Source organism: Citrobacter sp. Cpo089, assembly GCF_030332695.1.
In the GTDB taxonomy this organism is placed as follows: domain Bacteria; phylum Pseudomonadota; class Gammaproteobacteria; order Enterobacterales; family Enterobacteriaceae; genus Citrobacter; species Citrobacter portucalensis.
On sequence record NZ_JAOWHJ010000038.1, the window covers coordinates 36,832 to 57,189 of the forward strand.

18 protein-coding genes are annotated in these 20,358 nt (G+C 56.1%); 17 read left to right on the forward strand and 1 reads right to left on the reverse strand.

The genetic code is table 11. From position 1 onward, the window contains the following. Positions 1 to 136 precede the first annotated feature (136 nt). From aegA to OGX92_RS06175, 3 genes are all read left to right on the forward strand, one after another. Entirely contained in the window at positions 137 to 2,116 is a 1,980-nt protein-coding gene (gene aegA / locus OGX92_RS06165) for a formate-dependent uric acid utilization protein AegA (RefSeq protein ID WP_003835073.1), read from the forward strand. A gap of 156 nt (positions 2,117 to 2,272) precedes the next feature. After that, complete coding sequence (gene nudK, locus OGX92_RS06170; protein WP_003835070.1) at positions 2,273 to 2,848, forward strand: GDP-mannose pyrophosphatase NudK; 576 nt, start codon at positions 2,273 to 2,275, stop codon at positions 2,846 to 2,848. A 123-nt stretch (positions 2,849 to 2,971) separates the two neighbouring features. Then, positions 2,972 to 4,015, forward strand: a complete 1,044-nt coding sequence (locus OGX92_RS06175; RefSeq protein WP_286586329.1) for a DUF1176 domain-containing protein — start codon at positions 2,972 to 2,974, stop codon at positions 4,013 to 4,015. Here the strand turns inward: OGX92_RS06175 and tkt are convergent. Continuing rightward, positions 4,005 to 5,999, reverse strand: coding sequence for a transketolase (tkt, locus tag OGX92_RS06180; protein ID WP_200921325.1), 1,995 nt, complete (start codon positions 5,997 to 5,999; stop codon positions 4,005 to 4,007). The two genes, OGX92_RS06175 and tkt, sit on opposite strands and share 11 nt — an antisense overlap. A 280-nt stretch (positions 6,000 to 6,279) precedes the next feature. On the opposite strand from tkt, the gene maeB reads away from it, so the two are divergent. From maeB to eutB, 14 genes are all read left to right on the forward strand, one after another. Next, positions 6,280 to 8,559, forward strand: coding sequence for an NADP-dependent oxaloacetate-decarboxylating malate dehydrogenase (maeB, locus tag OGX92_RS06185; RefSeq protein WP_003835063.1), 2,280 nt, complete (start codon positions 6,280 to 6,282; stop codon positions 8,557 to 8,559). Between the two features lie 160 nt (positions 8,560 to 8,719). Beyond that, entirely contained in the window at positions 8,720 to 9,055 is a 336-nt protein-coding gene (gene eutS, locus OGX92_RS06190; RefSeq protein WP_003037995.1) for an ethanolamine utilization microcompartment protein EutS, read from the forward strand. A gap of 12 nt (positions 9,056 to 9,067) precedes the next feature. Beyond that, positions 9,068 to 9,547 (forward strand): ethanolamine utilization acetate kinase EutP, encoded by a 480-nt coding sequence (gene eutP, locus OGX92_RS06195; protein WP_003037998.1) that lies wholly within the window; start codon positions 9,068 to 9,070, stop codon positions 9,545 to 9,547. Continuing rightward, entirely contained in the window at positions 9,525 to 10,223 is a 699-nt protein-coding gene (gene eutQ, locus OGX92_RS06200; protein WP_003835059.1) for an ethanolamine utilization acetate kinase EutQ, read from the forward strand. The genes eutP and eutQ overlap by 23 nt, the downstream gene beginning before the upstream one ends. Before the next feature lie 9 nt (positions 10,224 to 10,232). Continuing rightward, on the forward strand, positions 10,233 to 11,036 hold the full coding sequence (eutT, locus tag OGX92_RS06205; protein ID WP_286586330.1) for an ethanolamine utilization cob(I)yrinic acid a,c-diamide adenosyltransferase EutT: 804 nt from the start codon (positions 10,233 to 10,235) through the stop codon (positions 11,034 to 11,036). Then, positions 11,033 to 12,049, forward strand: coding sequence for a phosphate acetyltransferase (pta, locus tag OGX92_RS06210; RefSeq protein ID WP_032944169.1), 1,017 nt, complete (start codon positions 11,033 to 11,035; stop codon positions 12,047 to 12,049). Before eutT ends, pta begins: the two co-directional genes overlap by 4 nt. A gap of 36 nt (positions 12,050 to 12,085) precedes the next feature. Continuing rightward, positions 12,086 to 12,379 (forward strand): ethanolamine utilization microcompartment protein EutM, encoded by a 294-nt coding sequence (eutM, locus tag OGX92_RS06215; protein WP_003835054.1) that lies wholly within the window; start codon positions 12,086 to 12,088, stop codon positions 12,377 to 12,379. A gap of 114 nt (positions 12,380 to 12,493) precedes the next feature. Next, positions 12,494 to 12,781, forward strand: coding sequence for an ethanolamine utilization microcompartment protein EutN (eutN, locus tag OGX92_RS06220; RefSeq protein WP_003038011.1), 288 nt, complete (start codon positions 12,494 to 12,496; stop codon positions 12,779 to 12,781). 11 nt (positions 12,782 to 12,792) lie between these two features. Next, positions 12,793 to 14,196, forward strand: a complete 1,404-nt coding sequence (locus tag OGX92_RS06225) for an aldehyde dehydrogenase family protein (RefSeq protein WP_003835050.1) — start codon at positions 12,793 to 12,795, stop codon at positions 14,194 to 14,196. Positions 14,197 to 14,208: 12 nt separating this feature from the next. Next, positions 14,209 to 15,048: an ethanolamine utilization protein EutJ gene (eutJ, locus tag OGX92_RS06230; RefSeq protein WP_063941690.1), complete on the forward strand. Its 840-nt coding sequence runs from the start codon at positions 14,209 to 14,211 to the stop codon at positions 15,046 to 15,048. After that, positions 15,038 to 16,225: an ethanolamine utilization ethanol dehydrogenase EutG gene (gene eutG, locus OGX92_RS06235; RefSeq protein WP_286586331.1), complete on the forward strand. Its 1,188-nt coding sequence runs from the start codon at positions 15,038 to 15,040 to the stop codon at positions 16,223 to 16,225. The genes eutJ and eutG overlap by 11 nt, the downstream gene beginning before the upstream one ends. Positions 16,226 to 16,344: 119 nt before the next feature. Continuing rightward, complete coding sequence (gene eutH, locus OGX92_RS06240; protein ID WP_003835043.1) at positions 16,345 to 17,577, forward strand: ethanolamine utilization protein EutH; 1,233 nt, start codon at positions 16,345 to 16,347, stop codon at positions 17,575 to 17,577. Further along, on the forward strand, positions 17,574 to 18,977 hold the full coding sequence (gene eutA, locus OGX92_RS06245) for an ethanolamine ammonia-lyase reactivating factor EutA (protein WP_286586332.1): 1,404 nt from the start codon (positions 17,574 to 17,576) through the stop codon (positions 18,975 to 18,977). Before eutH ends, eutA begins: the two co-directional genes overlap by 4 nt. 11 nt (positions 18,978 to 18,988) lie before the next feature. Then, positions 18,989 to 20,350, forward strand: a complete 1,362-nt coding sequence (gene eutB / locus OGX92_RS06250) for an ethanolamine ammonia-lyase subunit alpha (protein WP_003038029.1) — start codon at positions 18,989 to 18,991, stop codon at positions 20,348 to 20,350. The last annotated feature ends 8 nt before the right edge of the window (positions 20,351 to 20,358 follow it).

Here is a 20,358-nt window from a genome sequence, read left to right on the forward strand (position 1 = left end):
AAATAAATTGATCTGCCACAGGTTCTGGATAAATAGTTGTGCTTCCTGGGCAAATGAACATTGCCGCTTCCTTCCGTGTCGGTTAATAACACTCTTATAAAGAATAAGGTTTTTGCAACCAAAAAAGAAGGAAGCCATGAATCGTTTTATTATGGTCAATAGCCAGCAGTGCCTGGGATGCCATGCCTGTGAGGTCGCCTGCGTCATGGCTCACAATGGCGAACAGCATGTCCTGGACCAACGGCATTTTCAGCCCCGAATTACCGTCATTAAGCATCAGCAGCAGCGCAGCGCGGTGACCTGTCACCACTGCGAAGATGCACCCTGCGCCAGAAGTTGCCCAAACGGGGCAATTAGCCATGATAACGACAGCGTTCAGGTGAACTCACAAAAGTGCATTGGCTGCAAATCGTGCGTCGTTGCCTGTCCTTTCGGCACGATGCAGATCGTACTCACTCCCGTCGCCAAAGGGAAGGTGAAAGCTACCGCGCACAAATGCGATCTGTGCCAGGGGCGTGAACAGGGACCCGCCTGCGTAGAGAACTGTCCGGCGCAGGCGTTACAGCTGGTGACGGAAAATTCGCTTACCGGTCTGTCAAAAGCGCGCAGGCTGCGTGCCGCAAGTCTGGAAAGCCAGCCATGGCATACCAGCACTACCGATTTTGTTCCACATGTCATCACTAAACGTGAGCAAATGCAGGCGACGCCTGCGCGTGGGGAGCCGGATAAACTGGTGATTGAAGCCCGGAAAACCAGCTTTGAAGAGATCTATCTGCCGTTTCGTACGGTACAGGCGGAGCGCGAAGCCTCTCGCTGCCTGAAATGCGGCGACCACAGTATCTGCGAATGGACCTGTCCACTGCATAACCACATTCCGCAGTGGATTGAACTGGTCAAAGCCGGGAATATCGACGCGGCGGTTGAGCTTTCTCACCAGACCAACTGCCTGCCGGAGGTGACCGGACGCGTTTGCCCGCAGGATCGACTCTGCGAAGGGGCATGCACGGTGCGTAGCGAGCATGGCGCAGTCACCATCGGTAATATTGAGCGTTACATCTCCGATCGGGCGCTGAGTAAAGGATGGCGACCGGACTTAAGCCATGTGCAGAAAGTGGACAAGCGTGTTGCCATCATCGGTGCGGGTCCGGCGGGTCTGGCCTGTGCGGATGTGCTGGCGCGCAGCGGCGTCAGCACATCCGTTTACGATCGCCATCCTGAAATTGGCGGTTTGCTGACGTTCGGTATTCCGGCCTTCAAGCTGGACAAATCGCTGCTGGCGCGTCGCCGTGAAATCTTCAGCGCCATGGGCATTCATTTTGAACTTAACTGTGAAGTGGGTAAGGATGTCGCGCTTGAAAAGCTGCTGGAGGATTACGATGCCGTGTTCGTGGGCGTAGGAACCTATCGTTCCATGAAGGCGGACCTGCCAAATGAAGATGCGCCTGGCGTGTATGATGCGCTGCCGTTCCTGATTGCCAACACCAAGCAGGTGATGGGGCTGGAGGAACTGCCTGAAGAACCGTTTATCGATACCGCCGGACTAAACGTGGTTGTGCTGGGCGGAGGTGATACGGCAATGGACTGTGTGCGAACCGCCCTGCGTCATGGCGCAAGCCAGGTGACCTGCGCCTATCGTCGTGATGAAGCCAACATGCCCGGCTCAAAAAAAGAGGTGAAGAACGCCCGGGAAGAGGGGGCAAACTTCGAGTTTAACGTCCAGCCGGTTGAGCTGGTGCTGCATGCCGATGGGCGAGTCAGCGGCGTGCGTTTCTTACGAACCCAACTTGGCGAACCTGATGCGCAGGGCCGTCGTCGCCCGGTTCCCATCGCCGGGAGTGAGTTTGTTATGCCCGCAGATGCGGTGATCATGGCGTTTGGCTTTCACCCACACGGCATGCCGTGGCTGGAGTCGCATGGCGTTAAGGTCGATAACTGGGGGCGCATTGCCGCCGATGTTGAAAGCGCATACCGTTATCAAACCAGTAACCCGAAAATCTTTGCCGGTGGTGACGCGGTACGCGGTGCAGACCTGGTGGTGACGGCTATGGCGGAAGGGCGGCACGCCGCCCAGGGGATCGTCGACTGGCTGGGCGTAAAATCAGTCAAATCTCATTAATCGGCGAGCAGGCCGGATAAAATGCGTTAGCGTTGCCATCCGGCAATGTGCCGCATGAATGCCTGATGGCGCTTTGCTTAACAGGCCTACATTGTTCCAAGACAAACCCGGTTTCACGGCGTAGTATTATTTCTCACTTCTTGCTGTGGAGCCGGTATGTCGCAAAAAATTACCCTCATCAAAGATAAAGTCCTTTCCGATAACTACTTCGTCCTGCGCAATATCACTTATGACCTGACCCGTAAGAATGGAGAGGTGATCCGTCACAAACGTGAGGTTTACGATCGTGGCAACGGCGCCACAATCCTGCTGTATAACCCGGAGAAGAAAACGGTGGTGCTCATCCGCCAGTTTCGCGTTGCGACATGGGTCAACGGTAACGAAGACGGTCAACTGATTGAAACCTGCGCCGGGCTGCTGGATAACGACGAACCGGAAGCATGTATTCGAAAAGAGGCGATTGAAGAGACCGGCTTTGAAGTGGGTGAAGTACGTAAACTGTTTGAGCTATACATGTCGCCGGGCGGTGTGACGGAAATAATCCACTTCTTCATCGCACAATACAGTGACAGCCAGCGTGCAAACGCGGGTGGCGGCGTGGAAGATGAAGATATTGAAGTTCTGGAACTGCCGTTCACACAGGCGCTGGAAATGATCAAAACAGGTGAGATCCGTGACGGTAAAACAGTGCTATTACTGAACTATTTGCAGTCATCGCATCTCATGGACTAATGCGCGGGATTTATATTTCTTTACAAATTTACGGCCAATCCGACGATTCTTATTGAGCCACATCAGTCGCGCAAGGAAGATACCGCTTAGGCTGTGTGTTTTGACTTCGGAGTTGTACCGTCCATGCGCTATCGCGTTATTCTCCTTTTCCTGCTCGGGTTGCTACCCGCCCGTTTGCTGTGGGCTGCGCCCGCGCAACAGGCGTTTTCTGACTGGCAGGTGACGTGTAATAACCAAAATTTTTGCGTGGCGCGCAATACCGGGGAGCACCACGGCCTGGTCATGACCTTGAGCCGCAGCGCCGGGGCATATACCGATGCCGTGTTGCGTATTGAGCTGGGCGGGCTGGAATCGTCCAGCGTCAAAGAGAGCGATATTGCGCCGCGTCTGCTGTTGGATGGTGCGCCACTCTCGCTGAGCGGCGAACATTGGCGCATAACTCCCTGGCAGCTGACGACCGATGATCCCGCCACCATCAGCGCATTTTTACAAACCGTACAGGACGCGAAGGCGATTACCCTGCAAAAAGGTGCGCAAAACCTTTCGCTGGTCGGGCTAAAAGCCGCGTTGTTGTTTATCGACGCCCAGCAAAAACGGGTGGGGAGCGAAACCGCATGGATTGAAAAAGGTGACGAGCCTCCGCTCAGCGTACCCCCGGCCCCCGCGCTGAAAGGTGTAGCGGTCATTAATCCAACGCCAACGCCTCTCACACAGCAGGAGCGCAGTGAACTGCTGGACTATGGTAACTGGCGGATCAACGGTATTCGCTGCTCTATCGATCCGCTGCGTCGCGAGATGCGCGTCACGGCCCTAACGGATGATAAAGCGCTGCTGATGATTGGCTGTGAGGCCGGGGCGTATAACATCATCGATCTGGCGTGGGTGGTTTCACGTACGACTCCGTTGACTTCACGCGCGGTACGGTTAAACCTGCCGTTTAAAACGGATACAGAAAGTCGCGATATGGAGCTGACCAACGCGACGTTTGACGAGAAGTCGCGGGAGCTGGTCACCCTCGCTAAAGGGCGAGGGTTGGCAGATTGCGGTATCCAGACCCGCTGGCGCTACGACGGGCAACGTTTTCGCCTGGTGCGCTATGCCCAGGAGCCAAGCTGCGATAACTGGCATGGGCCAGATGCCTGGCCCACGCTGTGGATCACGCGTTAAGCATCTTGTGCGCTTTGTCGACGATGTTATCTACCGTAAAGCCGAAGAACGGGAACAGCTTGTCCGCCGGAGCCGACTCCCCATAACCCGTCATCCCAACAATTGCCCCTTTCAGCCCGACATATTTGTACCAGTAGTCGGCAATCCCTGCTTCTACCGCCACACGCGCGCTGACGTTTGCTGGCAGGACCGATTCCCGGTACGCCTCATCCTGGGCGTCGAAGATATCGGTTGAGGGCAGAGAAACCACCCGCACGTTACGACCTTCGCCGGTCAGTTTTTCCGCTGCCAGTAGCGTGATTTCCATTTCTGAACCGGTAGCAATCAAAATAACATCCGGCTTACCGCCGCCGTCCTTCAGCACATAGCCGCCGCGGGCAATTTGCTGTACCTGCTCAGGCGTGCGCTCAACTTGCGCCAGATTCTGCCGCGAGAGGATCAGCGCGGTTGGCCCGTCGTGACGTTCGACTGCCAGCTTCCAGCCTACCGCCGCCTCAACCTGATCGCATGGTCGCCAGGTGCTGAAATTAGGCGTCAGACGCAGGCTGGCGAGCTGTTCAACGGCCTGGTGCGTAGGACCATCTTCCCCCAGACCAATTGAGTCGTGGGTATAAACCATGATTTGTCGGGCTTTCATCAGCGCCGCCATACGCGCGGCATTACGGGCATATTCGACAAACATCAGGAACGTAGCGGTGTACGGTACGAAGCCCCCGTGGTGCGCGATACCGTTGGCAATCGCGGTCATGCCAAATTCACGCACGCCGTAGTGGATGTAGTTTCCTGCATGATCCTCTTTAAGAGAGGAGGAGCCTTTCCAGATGGTCAGGTTGCTGGGGGCCAGATCCGCCGATCCGCCAAGCAGCTCAGGCAGTATAGGCCCGTAGGCGTTAAGGGTATTTTGCGAGGCCTTACGGGTGGCGATTTTGGCCGGATTAGCCTGCAGCTCGGTAATATATTTCTGGGTTGTTGCCTCCCACTCCTTCGGCAGTCCACCGCTCATCCGGCGAGTAAACTCTGCCGCCAGTTCCGGGTAGGCTTGTTGGTAAGCTGCGAATTTCTCCTTCCAGCCCTGTTGCACTTTTTCGCCTTTCTCGCGTGCGTCCCACGCCCGGTAAATCTCTTTGGGGATCTCAAAAGCAGGATGATGCCACCCCAGTTTCTGCCGGGTCAGCGCCACCTCTTCTTCGCCCAGCGCAGCGCCGTGCGCTTCCTCTTTTCCGGCTTTATTTGGTGAGCCAAAACCAATCACCGTGCGGCAGATAATCAGCGACGGTTTATCGGTAACAGCCTGCGCTTCCTGAATGGCTTTTTTCACCGCCTCAGGGTCATGACCGTCAATCTCGTGCACCACATGCCAGTGATAAGCCTCAAAGCGTTTTGCAGTATCGTCGGTAAACCAGCCGTCGGTTTCGCCATCAATCGAGATGCCGTTGTGATCGTAGAAGCCGATGAGTTTGCCAAGCCCCAACGTGCCCGCCAGCGAACAAGCCTCGTGTGAAATACCCTCCATCAGACAGCCGTCGCCCATAAAGACCCAGGTAAAGTGGTCAACAATCTCATGGTCTGGCTGGTTAAACTGCGCTGCCAGCGTTCGCTCGGCAATGGCCATGCCGACGGCGTTGGCTAACCCCTGGCCCAGCGGTCCGGTGGTGGTTTCCACGCCCGGTGTGTAGCCAATTTCCGGGTGACCTGGCGTTTTCGAATGGAGCTGACGGAAGTTCTTTAATTCTTCGATCGGCAGGTCGTAACCGGAAAGATGCAACAGGCTGTAAAGCAGCATTGAGGCGTGGCCGTTGGACAGAATAAACCGGTCACGATCGTACCAGGTGGGATCGGCCGGGTTATGGCGTAGAAAATCGTTCCACAGCACTTCGGCGATATCGGCCATCCCCATTGGTGCTCCAGGGTGGCCGGAGTTTGCTTTTTGGACGGCATCCATACTTAGCGCACGAATGGCATTGGCAAGCTCTTTACGGGTCATAGGAAATACTCCTTGAAAAGTAAAGTGTTAGATGCGTGTTGTGATTCACACTTTTGGGAAAATTGCGGCCGTTGTCAGCAAAAAGCATAGCAGACAAGCATGGTATTGCTGGATTAAGCAGGTAACATGGCTGTTATAAATTGATAACAAATTCTTTCTTTGAATGGTGAGAGTTTGGGGACCTTCAAAGTTTGTGCCGTTGACTGAGGTGATAATGTGCGGCTCAGTAGAATGGTTACCCGCGCCACTTTTTTGATAGATACGTGAAAGGAACAACAAGATGGATGACCAGTTAAAACAAAGCGCCCTCGATTTCCACGAATTTCCGGTACCCGGTAAAATCCAGGTTTCTCCAACCAAGCCTCTGGCAACGCAGCGCGACCTGGCGCTGGCCTATTCGCCGGGCGTGGCTGCACCGTGTCTTGAAATTGAAAAGGACCCGCTGGCAGCCTACAAATACACCGCGCGCGGCAACCTGGTTGCGGTTATTTCCAACGGTACAGCGGTGCTGGGTCTCGGCAACATTGGCGCGTTGGCCGGCAAACCGGTGATGGAAGGTAAAGGCGTTCTGTTTAAGAAATTCGCCGGGATCGACGTGTTCGACATTGAAGTCGATGAACTCGATCCGGATAAATTTATCAATGTGGTTGCGGCCCTGGAACCCACGTTTGGCGGTATCAACCTCGAAGATATCAAAGCGCCGGAGTGCTTCTACATTGAGCAAAAACTGCGCGAACGCATGAATATTCCGGTCTTCCACGATGACCAGCACGGTACGGCAATCATCAGTACTGCCGCAATTCTGAACGGTCTGCGGGTGGTTGAGAAAAATATCTCTGACGTGCGCATGGTGGTGTCTGGTGCAGGTGCGGCGGCGATTGCCTGTATGAACCTGCTGGTAGCGCTGGGTATGCAGAAACACAATATTGTGGTCTGTGACTCCAAAGGCGTGATTTACAAAGACCGCGAACCGAACATGGCGGAAACCAAAGCGGCTTACGCGGTGGTGGATGATGGTAAGCGCACGCTGGATGATGTTATTGATGGTGCAGACATTTTCCTCGGCTGCTCGGGCCCGAAAGTGCTGACCCAGGAAATGGTTAAGAAGATGGCGCGTGCGCCAATGATTCTGGCTCTCGCTAACCCGGAACCGGAAATCCTGCCGCCGCTGGCAAAAGAGGTACGTTCCGACGCCATCATCTGTACCGGTCGTTCCGACTACCCGAACCAGGTTAACAACGTCCTGTGCTTCCCGTTCATCTTCCGCGGTGCGCTGGACGTTGGTGCGACGGCCATTAACGAAGAGATGAAACTGGCGGCGGTGCACGCCATTGCTGAGCTGGCGCATGCCGAGCAGAGTGAAGTGGTGGCCTCTGCTTATGGCGATCAGGACCTGAGCTTCGGCCCAGAATACATCATTCCGAAACCGTTCGACCCGCGTCTGATCGTCAAAATCGCCCCTGCTGTGGCGAAAGCGGCGATGGACTCCGGCGTGGCAACGCGTCCGATTGCCGATTTTGACGCTTACATCGATAAGCTGACCGAGTTCGTCTACAAAACCAACCTGTTCATGAAGCCGATTTTCTCCCTGGCACGCAAAGCGCCGAAGCGCGTGGTGCTGACCGAAGGGGAAGAAGCGCGCGTACTGCACGCTACCCAGGAGCTGATCACGTTAGGGCTGGCAAAACCGATCCTGATCGGGCGTCCGAGCGTTATTGAAATGCGTATCCAGAAGCTGGGTCTGCAGATCAAAGCGGGTGTCGATTTTGAAATCGTCAACAATGAGTCCGATCCGCGCTTTAAAGAGTACTGGAGCGAGTACTACCAGATTATGAAGCGTCGTGGGATTACCCAGGAGCAGGCGCAGCGTGCGGTGATTGCCAACACCACGGTGATCGGCGCAATCATGGTACAGCGCGGCGAAGCGGATGCGATGATCTGCGGTACGATTGGCGACTACCATGAGCACTTCAGCGTGGTAAAAGAGGTGTTTGGTCATCGCGACGGCGTGCATACTGCCGGAGCGATGAACGCCTTGCTGCTGCCAAGCGGTAACACCTTTATCGCCGATACTTACGTCAACGACGATCCTACGCCTGAGCAACTGGCGGAAATCGCCGTGATGGCGGCAGAGACCGTGCGCCGCTTTGGTATTGAACCGAAGGTGGCGTTGTTGTCGCACTCCAACTTTGGTTCCTCTAACTGCCCGTCGGCCAGCAAAATGCGCGACGCGCTGGAGCTGATTAAGGCGCGTGCGCCAGAGTTGATGATTGACGGCGAAATGCACGGCGATGCCGCGCTGGTGGAAAGCATCCGTAATGACCGCATGCCGGACAGTCCATTGAAAGGCTCAGCGAATATTCTGGTGATGCCAAATATGGAAGCGGCCCGTATTAGTTACAACTTACTACGCGTTTCCAGTTCTGAAGGCGTAACGGTTGGCCCGGTGCTGATGGGGGTTGCGAAACCGGTTCACGTATTAACGCCGATCGCCTCTGTTCGTCGTATCGTTAATATGGTGGCGCTGGCGGTTGTAGAAGCCCAAACGCAGCCGCTGTAATTTCACTTTAATTTATTTCCGGCGCGGGTTTCTCCCGCGCCTTTTTATTTTCCCTTTCTTAGTGATCTACTTCACCTTTTAAACCTGGTTGCCGAATTTTGTTATTTACTCTGACAAAAAATTGCCACGATGAGGGCAGTTTTAGCGGAGGCGGTGAGCAATGGAAAAAGAACGCATTATTCAGGAATTTGTGCCGGGGAAACAGGTCACACTGGCGCATCTCATTGCGCACCCCGGCGAGGAATTAGCGAAAAAGATCGGCGTTCCCGAAGCGGGCGCTATCGGCATCATGACGCTGACGCCAGGCGAAACCGCGATGATTGCCGGTGACTTAGCCATGAAGGCGGCGGATGTACATATCGGTTTTCTCGATAGATTCAGCGGCGCACTGGTGATCTACGGTTCGGTAGGCGCAGTAGAAGAAGCGTTATTACAGACGGTAAGCGGTCTGGGTCGATTATTAAATTTCACTTTGTGCAACCTGACAAAAAGTTAATCAGAGGCGGCGATGAAACGTATTGCATTTGTCGGTACGGTGGGGGCGGGGAAAACAACGCTCTTTAATGCGCTACAGGGGAATTATTCCCTCGCCAGAAAAACACAGGCCGTGGAGTTTAATGAAAATGGCGATATCGATACGCCAGGGGAATATTTTAGCCATCCGCGCTGGTATCACGCCTTAATTACCACGCTGCAGGATGTTGATACGTTGATTTATATACACGCGGCAAATGATAAAGAAAGTCGCTTACCTGCCGGGCTGTTGGATATCGGCGCCAGTAAACGACAAATCGCCGTTATCAGTAAAACGGACATGCCGGATGCCGACGTCGCCGCAACGCGACAACTACTTCGCGGGATGGGGTTTCAGGAGCCGATTTTTGAGCTCAATAGCCATGACCCGCGTAGCGTGCAGCACCTGGTGGATTATCTGACTGAGCTCAGCCAAAAGGAGGAAAGGGCAGGTGAAAAAACTCATCACAGCTAATGATATTCGTGCGGCCCACGCACGCGGCGAACAGGAAATGTCGGTTGTTCTGCGCGCCAGCATCATCACCCCGGAGGCGCGCGAAGTTGCGGAGCTGCTGGGCGTTACCATCAGTGAATGCGAGGAATCCGCGTCAACTGCTGCTGTACCGGCGGCGGTTGATGATGGCAAAACGGAAAGCCAGCGCATTCGCGAAACCATCATTGCGCAGTTACCGGAAGGGCAGTTTACCGAAAGCCTGGTCGCCCAGCTGATGGACAAAGTTATGAAGGAGAAGCAGTCGCTGGAACAGGGCGGAATGCAGCCGAGCTTTAACTCGGTAACCGGCAAAGGCGGCGTCAAAGTCATCGACGGCAGCAGCGTGAAGTTTGGTCGTTTTGACGGCGCGCAGCCGCACTGCGTGGGCTTAACCGATCTGGTGACCGACCAGGACGGTAGCAGTATGGCCGCCGGGTTTATGCAGTGGGATAACGCCTTTTTCCCATGGACGCTGAACTACGACGAAATCGACATGATTCTGGAAGGCGAGCTGCACGTTCGCCACGAAGGCGAAACCATGATTGCAAAAGCCGGGGACGTAATGTTTATCCCGAAAGGTTCCAGCATCGAATTTGGTACGCCATCGACGGTGAAGTTTCTGTATGTGGCCTGGCCTGCGAACTGGCAGTCCTGCTAAGGCGGATGTATGAAGGATTTCATTACCGAAGCATGGCTCAGAGCGAATCATACGCTCAGCGAAGGGGCTGAAATTCATCTCCCCGCTGACGCTCGCCTGACGCCGTCTGCCCGGGAATTACTGGAAAGCCGACATCTGCGTATTAAGTTTATCGACGAGCAGGGCAGCCTGTTTATTGATGACGAAGAACAGCAGCCGCAGCCGGTGCATGGATTAACCAGCAGAGATACGCATCCACAGGCCAGCTGCGAACTGTGTCATCAACCGGTGGTGAAGAAACCGGACACCCTGACGCATCTGACGGCGGACAAGATGGTCGCCAAAAGCGATCCGCGTCTGGGATTTCGCGCCGCGCTGGACAGCACCATCGCCGTGGCCGTGTGGTTGCAGATTGAGATGGCAGAACCGTGGCAGCCGTGGCTGGCGGATATCCGCTCGCGCCTGGGCAATATTATGCGCGCTGATGCCATGGATGAGCCGCTGGCAGCACAAGCTGTCGTGGGTTTAAGTGACGAAGATTTACACCGTCTTTCGCATCAACCGCTGCGCTATCTGGACCACGACCATCTGGTGCCGGAGGCCAGCCACGGACGTGATTGCGCGCTGCTTAATTTGCTGCGTACCAAAGTCCGTGAAACGGAGACGGTGGCGGCCCAGGTGTTCATCACTCGCAGTTTTGAGGTTATGCGACCGGACATTATGCAGGCGCTCAATCGCCTTTCCAGTACGGTCTACGTGATGATGATTCTGAGCGTTGCGAAGCATCCGCTGACGGTTAACCAAATTCAACAGCGACTGGGGGAGAAGCAATGATCATTGAACGTGCTCGTCAACTCGCCCAACGCTCACCTGCACGGGTGGTGTTCCCGGATGCGCTGGATGTCCGGGTGCTGAAGGCGGCGAATTACCTGCATCAGCACGGTCTGGCACATCCCATTCTCGTCGCCAGTCCGTTTGCGCTGCGCCAGTTTGCCCTCAGCCACCGGGTGGCAATGGATGGTATTCAGGTTATCGATCCGCAAAGCAATCAGCCAATGCGCGAAGAGTTTGCGCTGCGCTGGCTGGCCCGCGCGGGAGATAAAACGCCTGCGGATGCGCTGGAAAAACTCAACGATCCGCTGATGTTCGCCGCTGCAATGGTCAGCGCGGGTAAAGCTGACGTCTGTATTGCGGGCAATCTCTCATCAACAGCGAACGTGCTGCGTGCCGGATTACGCATTATCGGGCTACAGCCTGGCTGTAAAACGCTGTCGTCAATTTTCCTGATGCTGCCGCAGTACCTTGGGCCGTCATTAGGCTTTGCCGATTGCAGCGTCGTACCGCAGCCCACCGCCGCACAGTTGGCGGATATTGCGATTGCCAGCGCACAGACATGGCAGGCGATCACTGGTGAAGAGCCGCGCGTCGCCATGCTGTCGTTTTCAAGCAATGGCAGTGCTCGCCATCCTAACGTCGCTAACGTGCAGCAGGCGACCGAGATCGTTCGTGAGCGTGCCCCGCAGCTTACCGTGGACGGAGAACTGCAATTTGATGCCGCCTTTGTTCCGGATGTCGCTGCGCAAAAAGCGCCCGCCAGTCCGTTAAAGGGCAATGCCAATGTGATGGTCTTCCCATCGCTCGAGGCAGGCAATATTGGCTACAAAATCGCTCAGCGTCTGGGAGGGTATCGCGCAGTGGGTCCGTTGATTCAAGGGCTTGCCGCACCGCTTCACGACCTCTCTCGTGGCTGTAGCGTACAGGAAATTATCGAACTGGCGTTGGTGGCAGCAGTGCCGCGCCAGACTGACGTGAGTCGTGAAAACGCCTCACAAACACTGGTTGTTTAGGTCCCGTTCTGGACCCCTTAATGAGAGGAAAACACAATGGAAGCATTAGGAATGATTGAAACCCGGGGCCTGGTTGCACTGATTGAGGCTTCTGACGCAATGGTTAAAGCGGCACGCGTGAAACTGGTTGGCGTGAAGCAGATCGGTGGCGGTCTGGTCACTGCCATGGTCCGTGGCGACGTAGCGGCATGTAAAGCTGCAACGGACGCAGGTGCTGCGGCAGCACAGCGTATTGGCGAGCTGGTTTCAGTACACGTGATCCCACGTCCGCACGGCGATCTGGAAGAAGTGTTCCCGATCAGCTTTAAAGGCGACAGCAACGACATGTAAGTCGTCCATGTGACGCCACAGACTTCATTGCTGGCGTCACCCTCTCTCCTTTTCACATTACCTTCTGCGGAGGGTAGGGGGAGGTTTTACCTGAAATATGCCACGGAGGCGCGTATGAAACTGGCAATCGTTACAGGACAAATTGTTTGTACCGTACGCCATCAGGGGCTCGCGCACGACAAGTTGCTGATGGTGGAAATGATTGACGCCCAGGGAAATCCCGATGGGCAATGTGCTGTTGCTATCGACAGCATCGGGGCGGGAACCGGAGAGTGGGTGCTGCTGGTCAGCGGAAGCTCCGCCCGTCAGGCGCACCGGAATGAATCATCGCCTGTCGATCTGTGCGTGATTGGCATTGTCGATGAAGTGGTGGCAGGTGGTCAGGTGATCTTCCATAAATAAGGCAGAAAATCATGAATCAACAGGATATTGAACAGGTCGTGAAAGCGGTACTGCTGAAAATGAAAGACAGCAGCCAACCCGTCAGTGCCGTTCAAGAAATGGGCGTTTTTGCCTCCCTGGATGACGCAGTGGCGGCAGCAAAACTGGCCCAGCAGGGGCTGAAAAGCGTCGCCATGCGCCAACTGGCTATCACGGCCCTACGTGAGGCGGGCGAAAAGCACGCCAGAGAATTAGCGGAACTTGCCGTCACTGAAACCGGCATGGGACGCGTCGAAGATAAATTTGCCAAAAACGTGGCGCAGGCGCGCGGCACGCCGGGTGTGGAATGCCTGTCTCCACAGGTTCTGACCGGCGATAACGGTCTGACGCTGATTGAAAACGCGCCGTGGGGCGTGGTGGCCTCGGTAACCCCATCCACCAACCCGGCCGCGACCGTCATTAACAACGCCATCAGCCTGATTGCCGCTGGTAACAGCGTGGTTTTCGCACCGCATCCGGCGGCGAAAAAAGTCTCTCAGCGCGCTATCACTCTGCTTAACCAGGCGGTGGTTGCCGCAGGCGGTCCGGCAAACCTGTTGGTGACGGTTGCCAACCCGGATATCGAGACTGCCCAGCGTCTGTTCAAGTACCCAGGTATCGGCCTGCTGGTGGTGACCGGTGGTGAAGCCGTAGTGGACGCCGCGCGTAAGCACACCAACAAACGTCTGATTGCCGCTGGTGCGGGTAATCCGCCAGTGGTGGTTGATGAAACGGCTGACCTGGCACGTGCGGCGCAGTCGATAGTCAAAGGTGCATCGTTTGACAACAACATCATCTGCGCCGACGAAAAAGTGCTGATCGTGGTCGATAGCGTCGCTGATGAACTGATGCGTCTGATGGAAAGCCAGCATGCGGTGAAACTGACCGCTGCTCAGGCCGAACAGCTGCAGCCGGTGCTGCTGAAAAATATCGATGAGCGCGGTAAAGGCACGGTCAGTCGTGACTGGGTCGGACGCGATGCCGGAAAAATCGCTGCGGCGATTGGTCTGAACGTACCGGAGCAAACCCGTCTGTTATTCGTCGAAACCTCAGCGACGCATCCGTTTGCCGTTACCGAACTGATGATGCCGGTGCTGCCGGTCGTACGGGTTGCCAACGTCGATGAAGCCATTGAACTGGCGGTCAAGCTGGAAGGCGGCTGCCACCATACGGCGGCGATGCACTCACGCAATATCGAAAATATGAACCGTATGGCAAACGCCATTGATACCAGCATCTTCGTTAAGAACGGACCGTGCATTGCCGGTCTTGGACTGGGCGGTGAAGGCTGGACCACGATGACCATTACCACACCAACCGGGGAAGGGGTGACCAGTGCGCGTACGTTTGTGCGTCTGCGTCGCTGTGTGTTGGTAGACGCCTTCAGAATTGTATAAGGAGTAAATGAGATGGCGCACGACGAACAACGTTGGTTGACACCCAGACTGCTAAAAGCGGCAACGCTATGTAACCAGACGCCCGCAAAGAGCGATTCACCGCTGTGGTTGGGCATTGATTTGGGAACGTGTGATGTGGTGTCGATGGTTGTGGACAGTGACGGACAGCCGGTCGCGGTTTGCCTGGACTGGGCCGATGTCGTGCGCGATGGCATCGTCTGGGATTTCTTTGGTGCGGTGACCATCGTTCGTCGCCATCTCGATACGCTCGAACAACAGCTGGGTTGCCGTTTTACCCATGCGGCAACCTCGTTTCCACCGGGAACTGACCCACGCATCTCTATTAACGTGCTGGAGTCTGCCGGGCTTGAAGTGAGCCATGTCCTCGACGAACCAACCGCGGTGGCGGATCTGTTGCAGCTTGATAACGCCGGCGTGGTGGATATTGGTGGTGGCACTACCGGGATTGCAATTGTTAAACAGGGAAAAGTGACTTACTCCGCTGATGAAGCGACCGGCGGGCACCATATCTCTCTGACGCTGGCCGGGAACCGTCGTATCCAGTTGGAGGAAGCCGAGCAGTACAAGCGCAGCAATGGCAAAGAAATCTGGCCGGTGGTGAAGCCTGTCTACGAAAAGATGGCAGAAATCGTGGCGCACCATATTGCCGGACAGAGTGTCGCTGATTTGTGGCTGGCGGGTGGCTCCTGTATGCAGCCGGGCGTTGATGAACTGTTCCGTAAGCGTTTCCCGGAACTGCAGGTGCATTTACCCCAGCACAGCCTGTTTATGACTCCGCTGGCGATTGCAAACAGCGGAAAAGAAAAAGCGGAAGGAATCTATGCAAGCTGAATTGCAGACCGCGCTCTTTCAGGCATTCGATACCCTGAATCTGCAACGCGTAAAAACGTTTAGCGTTCCCCCGGTTACGTTATGTGGACTGGGAGCGCTCAGTACCTGCGGACAGGAAGCACAAACGCGCGGACTGACGCATATGTTCGTCATGGTTGACAGCTTTCTGCATCAGGCGGGGATGACCGCCGCACTGGAGCGCAGCCTGGCGATGAAAGGTGTGGCAATGACGCTGTGGCCATGTCCGGTAGGTGAACCGTGCATTACGGACGTCTGCGCGGCAGTCGCGCAACTGCGTGAATCAAAGTGCGACGGTGTCGTGGCTTTCGGCGGCGGTTCCGTGCTGGATGCCGCCAAGGCAGTGGCGTTGCTGGTGACCAATCCTACCCAGACGCTGGCTGACATGGACGAGCGCAGCGTGTTACGCCCGCGTCTGCCGCTGATTGCCGTACCGACTACCGCCGGAACGGGTTCAGAAACCACGAACGTCACGGTGATTATCGACGCCGCGACCGGACTCAAAAAAGTGCTGGCCCACGCAACCCTGATGCCGGATGTGGCGATCCTTGACGCCGCATTGACGGAAGGCGTGCCTGCACACGTAACGGCGATGACCGGGATTGATGCATTGACGCACGCCGTTGAAGCGTATAGCGCACTGAACGCGACGCCGTTTACCGACAGCCTGGCGATTGGCGCGATAGCGATGATCGGTAAATCGCTGCCGAAGGCCGTCGGCTACGGTCAGGATCTGGCGGCGCGCGAAAGCATGCTGCTGGCTTCCTGTATGGCCGGGATGGCGTTTTCCAGCGCTGGGCTTGGCCTGTGCCATGCGATGGCGCACCAGCCGGGGGCGACGTTGCACATTCCACACGGACAGGCTAACGCCATGCTGCTTCCTACGGTAATGGGGTTCAACCGCATGGTGTGTCGTGAGCGCTTCAGCCATATCGGACGCGCGTTAACCAACAAGAAATCGGACGATCGTGATGCTATCAACGCGGTCAGCGAGTTGATTAGCGAAGTGGGCCAGACCAAACGACTCTCTGACGTTGGGGCAAAGCCCGAGCAGTACAGCGCATGGGCTCACGCTGCGCTGGAGGATATTTGTATTCGCAGTAACCCACGCACCGCCACGCAGGCACATATCATCGACCTGTACGCGGCTGCTGGGTAATGCCTGTAGGCCGGATAAGGTGCTCGCACCGTCATCCGGCAATAACACGGCGTTAATGCCGGAGGCGACGTAAACGTCTTATCCGGCCTACAAATCACAAATGACAGGGAGTAGGGGCTATGGGAATTAACGAAATCATCATGTACATCATGATGTTCTTTATGCTGATTGCCGCCGTGGACAGGATCCTGTCGCAGTTCGGCGGTTCGGCACGCTTCCTCGGGAAGTTCGGTAAGAGTATTGAGGGATCGGGCGGCCAGTTTGAAGAAGGTTTTATGGCGATGGGCGCACTGGGCCTGGCGATGGTCGGTATGACCGCGCTGGCACCGGTTCTGGCGCATGTGCTCGGGCCAGTAATTATTCCGCTGTATGAAATGTTGGGCGCGAACCCGTCGATGTTTGCCGGAACGCTGCTGGCGTGCGATATGGGCGGCTTCTTCCTGGCGAAAGAACTGGCGGGCGGCGACGTTGCGGCGTGGCTGTACTCTGGCCTGATCCTCGGGGCGATGATGGGGCCGACGCTGGTCTTCTCCATTCCGGTTGCGTTGGGGATTATTGAACCGTCTGACCGTCGTTATCTGGCGCTGGGCGTGCTGGCGGGTATTGTCACCATTCCGATTGGTTGTATTGCGGGCGGTTTGATTGCGATGTACTCCGGCGTCGAAATCAACGGGCAGCCGGTGGAATTCACCTTCGCGCTGATCCTGATGAATATGATCCCGGTGTTGATCGTGGCTGTGCTGGTGGCGCTGGGACTGAAATTCATCCCGGAAAAAATGATCAACGGCTTCCAGATCTTCGCGAAATTCCTGGTGGCGCTGATCACCATTGGCCTGGCAGCAGCGGTGGTCAAATTCCTGCTCGGCTGGGAGCTGATCCCAGGTCTTGATCCTATCTTCATGGCTCCGGGCGACAAGCCGGGTGAAGTGATGCGCGCCATCGAAGTGATCGGTTCTATTTCCTGCGTACTGCTCGGTGCGTACCCAATGGTACTGCTGCTGACCCGCTGGTTTGAAAAACCGCTGATGAGCGTCGGTAACCTGTTAAAAATCAATAATATTGCGGCTGCTGGTATGGTCGCGACGCTGGCGAACAACATTCCAATGTTCGGCATGATGAAGAATATGGATACCCGCGGCAAAGTGATCAACTGCGCCTTTGCGGTCTCCGCGGCCTTTGCACTGGGTGACCACTTAGGCTTCGCCGCTGCCAACATGAACGCGATGATCTTCCCGATGATTGTCGGCAAGTTGATTGGCGGCGTGACGGCGATTGGTGTGGCTATGCTGTTGGTACCGAAAGATGAAGATGTGCCAGCAGAAGTAGAAACCAACCCGGAGGCGCAATCGTGAATACTCGCCAGCTACTGAGCGTCGGTATCGATATCGGCACCACTACCACTCAGGTGATTTTCTCGCGCCTTGAACTGGTTAACCGTGCGGCAGTGTCGCAGGTGCCGCGCTACGAATTCATCAAACGCGAAATTAGCTGGCAAAGCCCGGTGTTCTTTACCCCCGTTGATAAGCAGGGCGGGTTGAAAGAGGCCGAACTTAAGGCGCTGATCCTCGCCCAGTATCAGGCGGCGGGTATTGCGCCTGAGATTGTCGATTCCGGCGCGATCATCATCACCGGAGAAAGTGCCAAAACCCGAAATGCGCGTCCGGCGGTGATGGCGCTCTCTCAGTCTCTGGGGGACTTCGTGGTTGCCAGCGCCGGTCCGCATCTGGAATCAGTGATTGCCGGTCACGGTGCGGGGGCACAAACCCTTTCAGAGCAGAAGTTGTGCCGCGTACTGAATATCGACATCGGTGGCGGTACGTCGAACTACGTTCTGTTCGATGCCGGAAAGGTCAGCGGTTCGGCTTGCCTCAACGTCGGCGGACGATTGCTGGAAACGGATGGCCAGGGGCGCGTTGTGCATGCGCATCAGCCGGGACAGATGATTGTTGATGACGTATTTGGTCCGGGCACTGATGCCCGAACTCTCAATGCGGCGCAGCTTGTTCAGGTAGCCCGACGGATGGCGGCGCTGATTGTGGAGGTGATTGACGGCACGTTATCACCGCTGGCGCAGGCGCTGATGCAAACCGGCCTGTTACCGGCGGGCGTGAAGCCGGAAGTGATTACGTTGTCCGGCGGGGTGGGCGAATGCTACCGCAACCAACCTGCCGATCCGTTCTGTTTTTCCGACATTGGCCCGCTGTTAGCGACGGCGCTGCATGAACATCCGCGCCTGCGTGAGATGAACGTGCAGTTCCCGGCGCAAACCGTGCGCGCCACGGTGATTGGCGCCGGTGCGCATACGCTGTCGCTTTCGGGCAGCACTATCTGGCTGGAAGGTGTGGCGCTTCCGCTGCGCAATCTGCCGGTGGCGATTCCGGTTGATGAGGCTGATTTGGTGGCCGCCTGGCAACAGGCGCTAATGCAGCTCGATCTTGACCCGCAAACAGACGCCTACGTGCTGGCGCTGCCCGGTTCACTGCCGGTGCGCTACGCCGCGCTGTTAACGGTGATTGATGCGCTGCTGGCCTTCGTCGCGCGCTATCCGAATCCGCACCCCCTGCTGGTGGTAGCCGAGCAGGATTTTGGTAAGGCCCTGGGCATGCTGTTACGCCCACAGTTACAGCAACACCCGCTGGCAGTCATCGATGAGGTGGTTGTCCGGGCGGGGGACTATATCGACATTGGTACGCCTCTTTTTGGCGGATCGGTTGTGCCGGTGACGGTGAAATCACTCGCATTTCCTTCCTGAGGGAACGACTTATGAAACTAAAGACCACATTGTTCGGCAATGTTTATCAGTTTAAGGATGTTAAAGAGGTGCTGGCAAAAGCCAACGAACTGCGTTCGGGGGATGTGCTGGCAGGAGTGGCTGCAACCAGTTCGCAGGAGCGCGTGGCGGCCAAGCAGGTACTGTCGGAAATGACGGTGGCGGATATCCGCAATAACCCGGTGATTTCCTATGAAGAGGACTGTGTAACGCGTCTGATTCAGGATGACGTCAACGAAACGGCATATAACCGTATCAAAAACTGGAGTATCAGCGAGCTGCGCGAGTACGTGCTGAGCGATGAAACCTCCGTTGATGACATTGCGTTTACGCGCAAAGGGTTAACGTCGGAAGTGGTCGCTGCGGTAGCAAAAATCTGCTCTAACGCGGACCTGATCTACGGCGGTAAGAAAATGCCGGTGATCAAAAAGGCCAATACCACCATCGGTCTGCCGGGCACCTTCAGCTGCCGTTTACAGCCGAACGACACCCGTGATGACGTGCAGAGTATTGCGGCACAAATCTACGAAGGGCTGTCCTTCGGGGCGGGCGATGCGGTGATTGGTGTTAACCCGGTAACGGATGACGTGGAAAACTTAAGCCGCGTACTGGATACCGTGTACGGCGTTATCGACAAATTCAACATCCCGACCCAGGGCTGCGTACTGGCACATGTGACTACCCAGATCGAAGCGATTCGTCGCGGTGCGCCGGGCGGGCTGATTTTCCAGAGTATCTGCGGTAGCGAAAAAGGCTTAAAAGAGTTTGGCGTTGAGCTGGCCATGCTGGATGAAGCGCGTGCAGTGGGCGCTGAGTTCAACCGTATCGCCGGGGAAAACTGCCTGTACTTCGAAACCGGGCAAGGGTCTGCGCTTTCCGCGGGCGCGAACTTCGGCGCCGATCAGGTGACGATGGAAGCGCGTAACTACGGGCTGGCACGCCACTACGATCCGTTCCTGGTGAACACCGTGGTGGGCTTTATCGGGCCGGAGTATCTCTACAACGACCGTCAGATTATTCGCGCGGGTCTGGAAGATCACTTTATGGGCAAGCTGAGCGGCATCTCGATGGGCTGCGACTGCTGCTACACCAACCATGCTGATGCTGACCAGAACCTTAACGAAAACCTGATGATTCTGCTCGCCACCGCTGGCTGCAACTACATCATGGGCATGCCGCTCGGTGACGACATCATGCTCAACTATCAGACCACCGCCTTCCACGACACCGCGACCGTGCGTCAGCTGCTGAACCTGCGTCCGTCGCCGGAGTTTGAACGTTGGCTGGAAACCATGGGCATTATGGCAAACGGTCGCCTGACCAAACGGGCGGGCGATCCGTCACTGTTCTTCTGATGACGCGG

Coding starts and splice junctions, on each gene's coding strand:
- aegA (WP_003835073.1), top strand. CDS start 137: ATGAATCGTTTTATTATGGTCAATAGCCAGCAGTGCCTGGGATGCCAT.
- nudK (WP_003835070.1), top strand. CDS start 2,273: ATGTCGCAAAAAATTACCCTCATCAAAGATAAAGTCCTTTCCGATAAC.
- OGX92_RS06175 (WP_286586329.1), top strand. CDS start 2,972: ATGCGCTATCGCGTTATTCTCCTTTTCCTGCTCGGGTTGCTACCCGCC.
- tkt (WP_200921325.1), bottom strand. CDS start 5,999: ATGACCCGTAAAGAGCTTGCCAATGCCATTCGTGCGCTAAGTATGGAT.
- maeB (WP_003835063.1), top strand. CDS start 6,280: ATGGATGACCAGTTAAAACAAAGCGCCCTCGATTTCCACGAATTTCCG.
- eutS (WP_003037995.1), top strand. CDS start 8,720: ATGGAAAAAGAACGCATTATTCAGGAATTTGTGCCGGGGAAACAGGTC.
- eutP (WP_003037998.1), top strand. CDS start 9,068: ATGAAACGTATTGCATTTGTCGGTACGGTGGGGGCGGGGAAAACAACG.
- eutT (WP_286586330.1), top strand. CDS start 10,233: ATGAAGGATTTCATTACCGAAGCATGGCTCAGAGCGAATCATACGCTC.
- pta (WP_032944169.1), top strand. CDS start 11,033: ATGATCATTGAACGTGCTCGTCAACTCGCCCAACGCTCACCTGCACGG.
- eutM (WP_003835054.1), top strand. CDS start 12,086: ATGGAAGCATTAGGAATGATTGAAACCCGGGGCCTGGTTGCACTGATT.
- eutN (WP_003038011.1), top strand. CDS start 12,494: ATGAAACTGGCAATCGTTACAGGACAAATTGTTTGTACCGTACGCCAT.
- OGX92_RS06225 (WP_003835050.1), top strand. CDS start 12,793: ATGAATCAACAGGATATTGAACAGGTCGTGAAAGCGGTACTGCTGAAA.
- eutJ (WP_063941690.1), top strand. CDS start 14,209: ATGGCGCACGACGAACAACGTTGGTTGACACCCAGACTGCTAAAAGCG.
- eutG (WP_286586331.1), top strand. CDS start 15,038: ATGCAAGCTGAATTGCAGACCGCGCTCTTTCAGGCATTCGATACCCTG.
- eutH (WP_003835043.1), top strand. CDS start 16,345: ATGGGAATTAACGAAATCATCATGTACATCATGATGTTCTTTATGCTG.
- eutB (WP_003038029.1), top strand. CDS start 18,989: ATGAAACTAAAGACCACATTGTTCGGCAATGTTTATCAGTTTAAGGAT.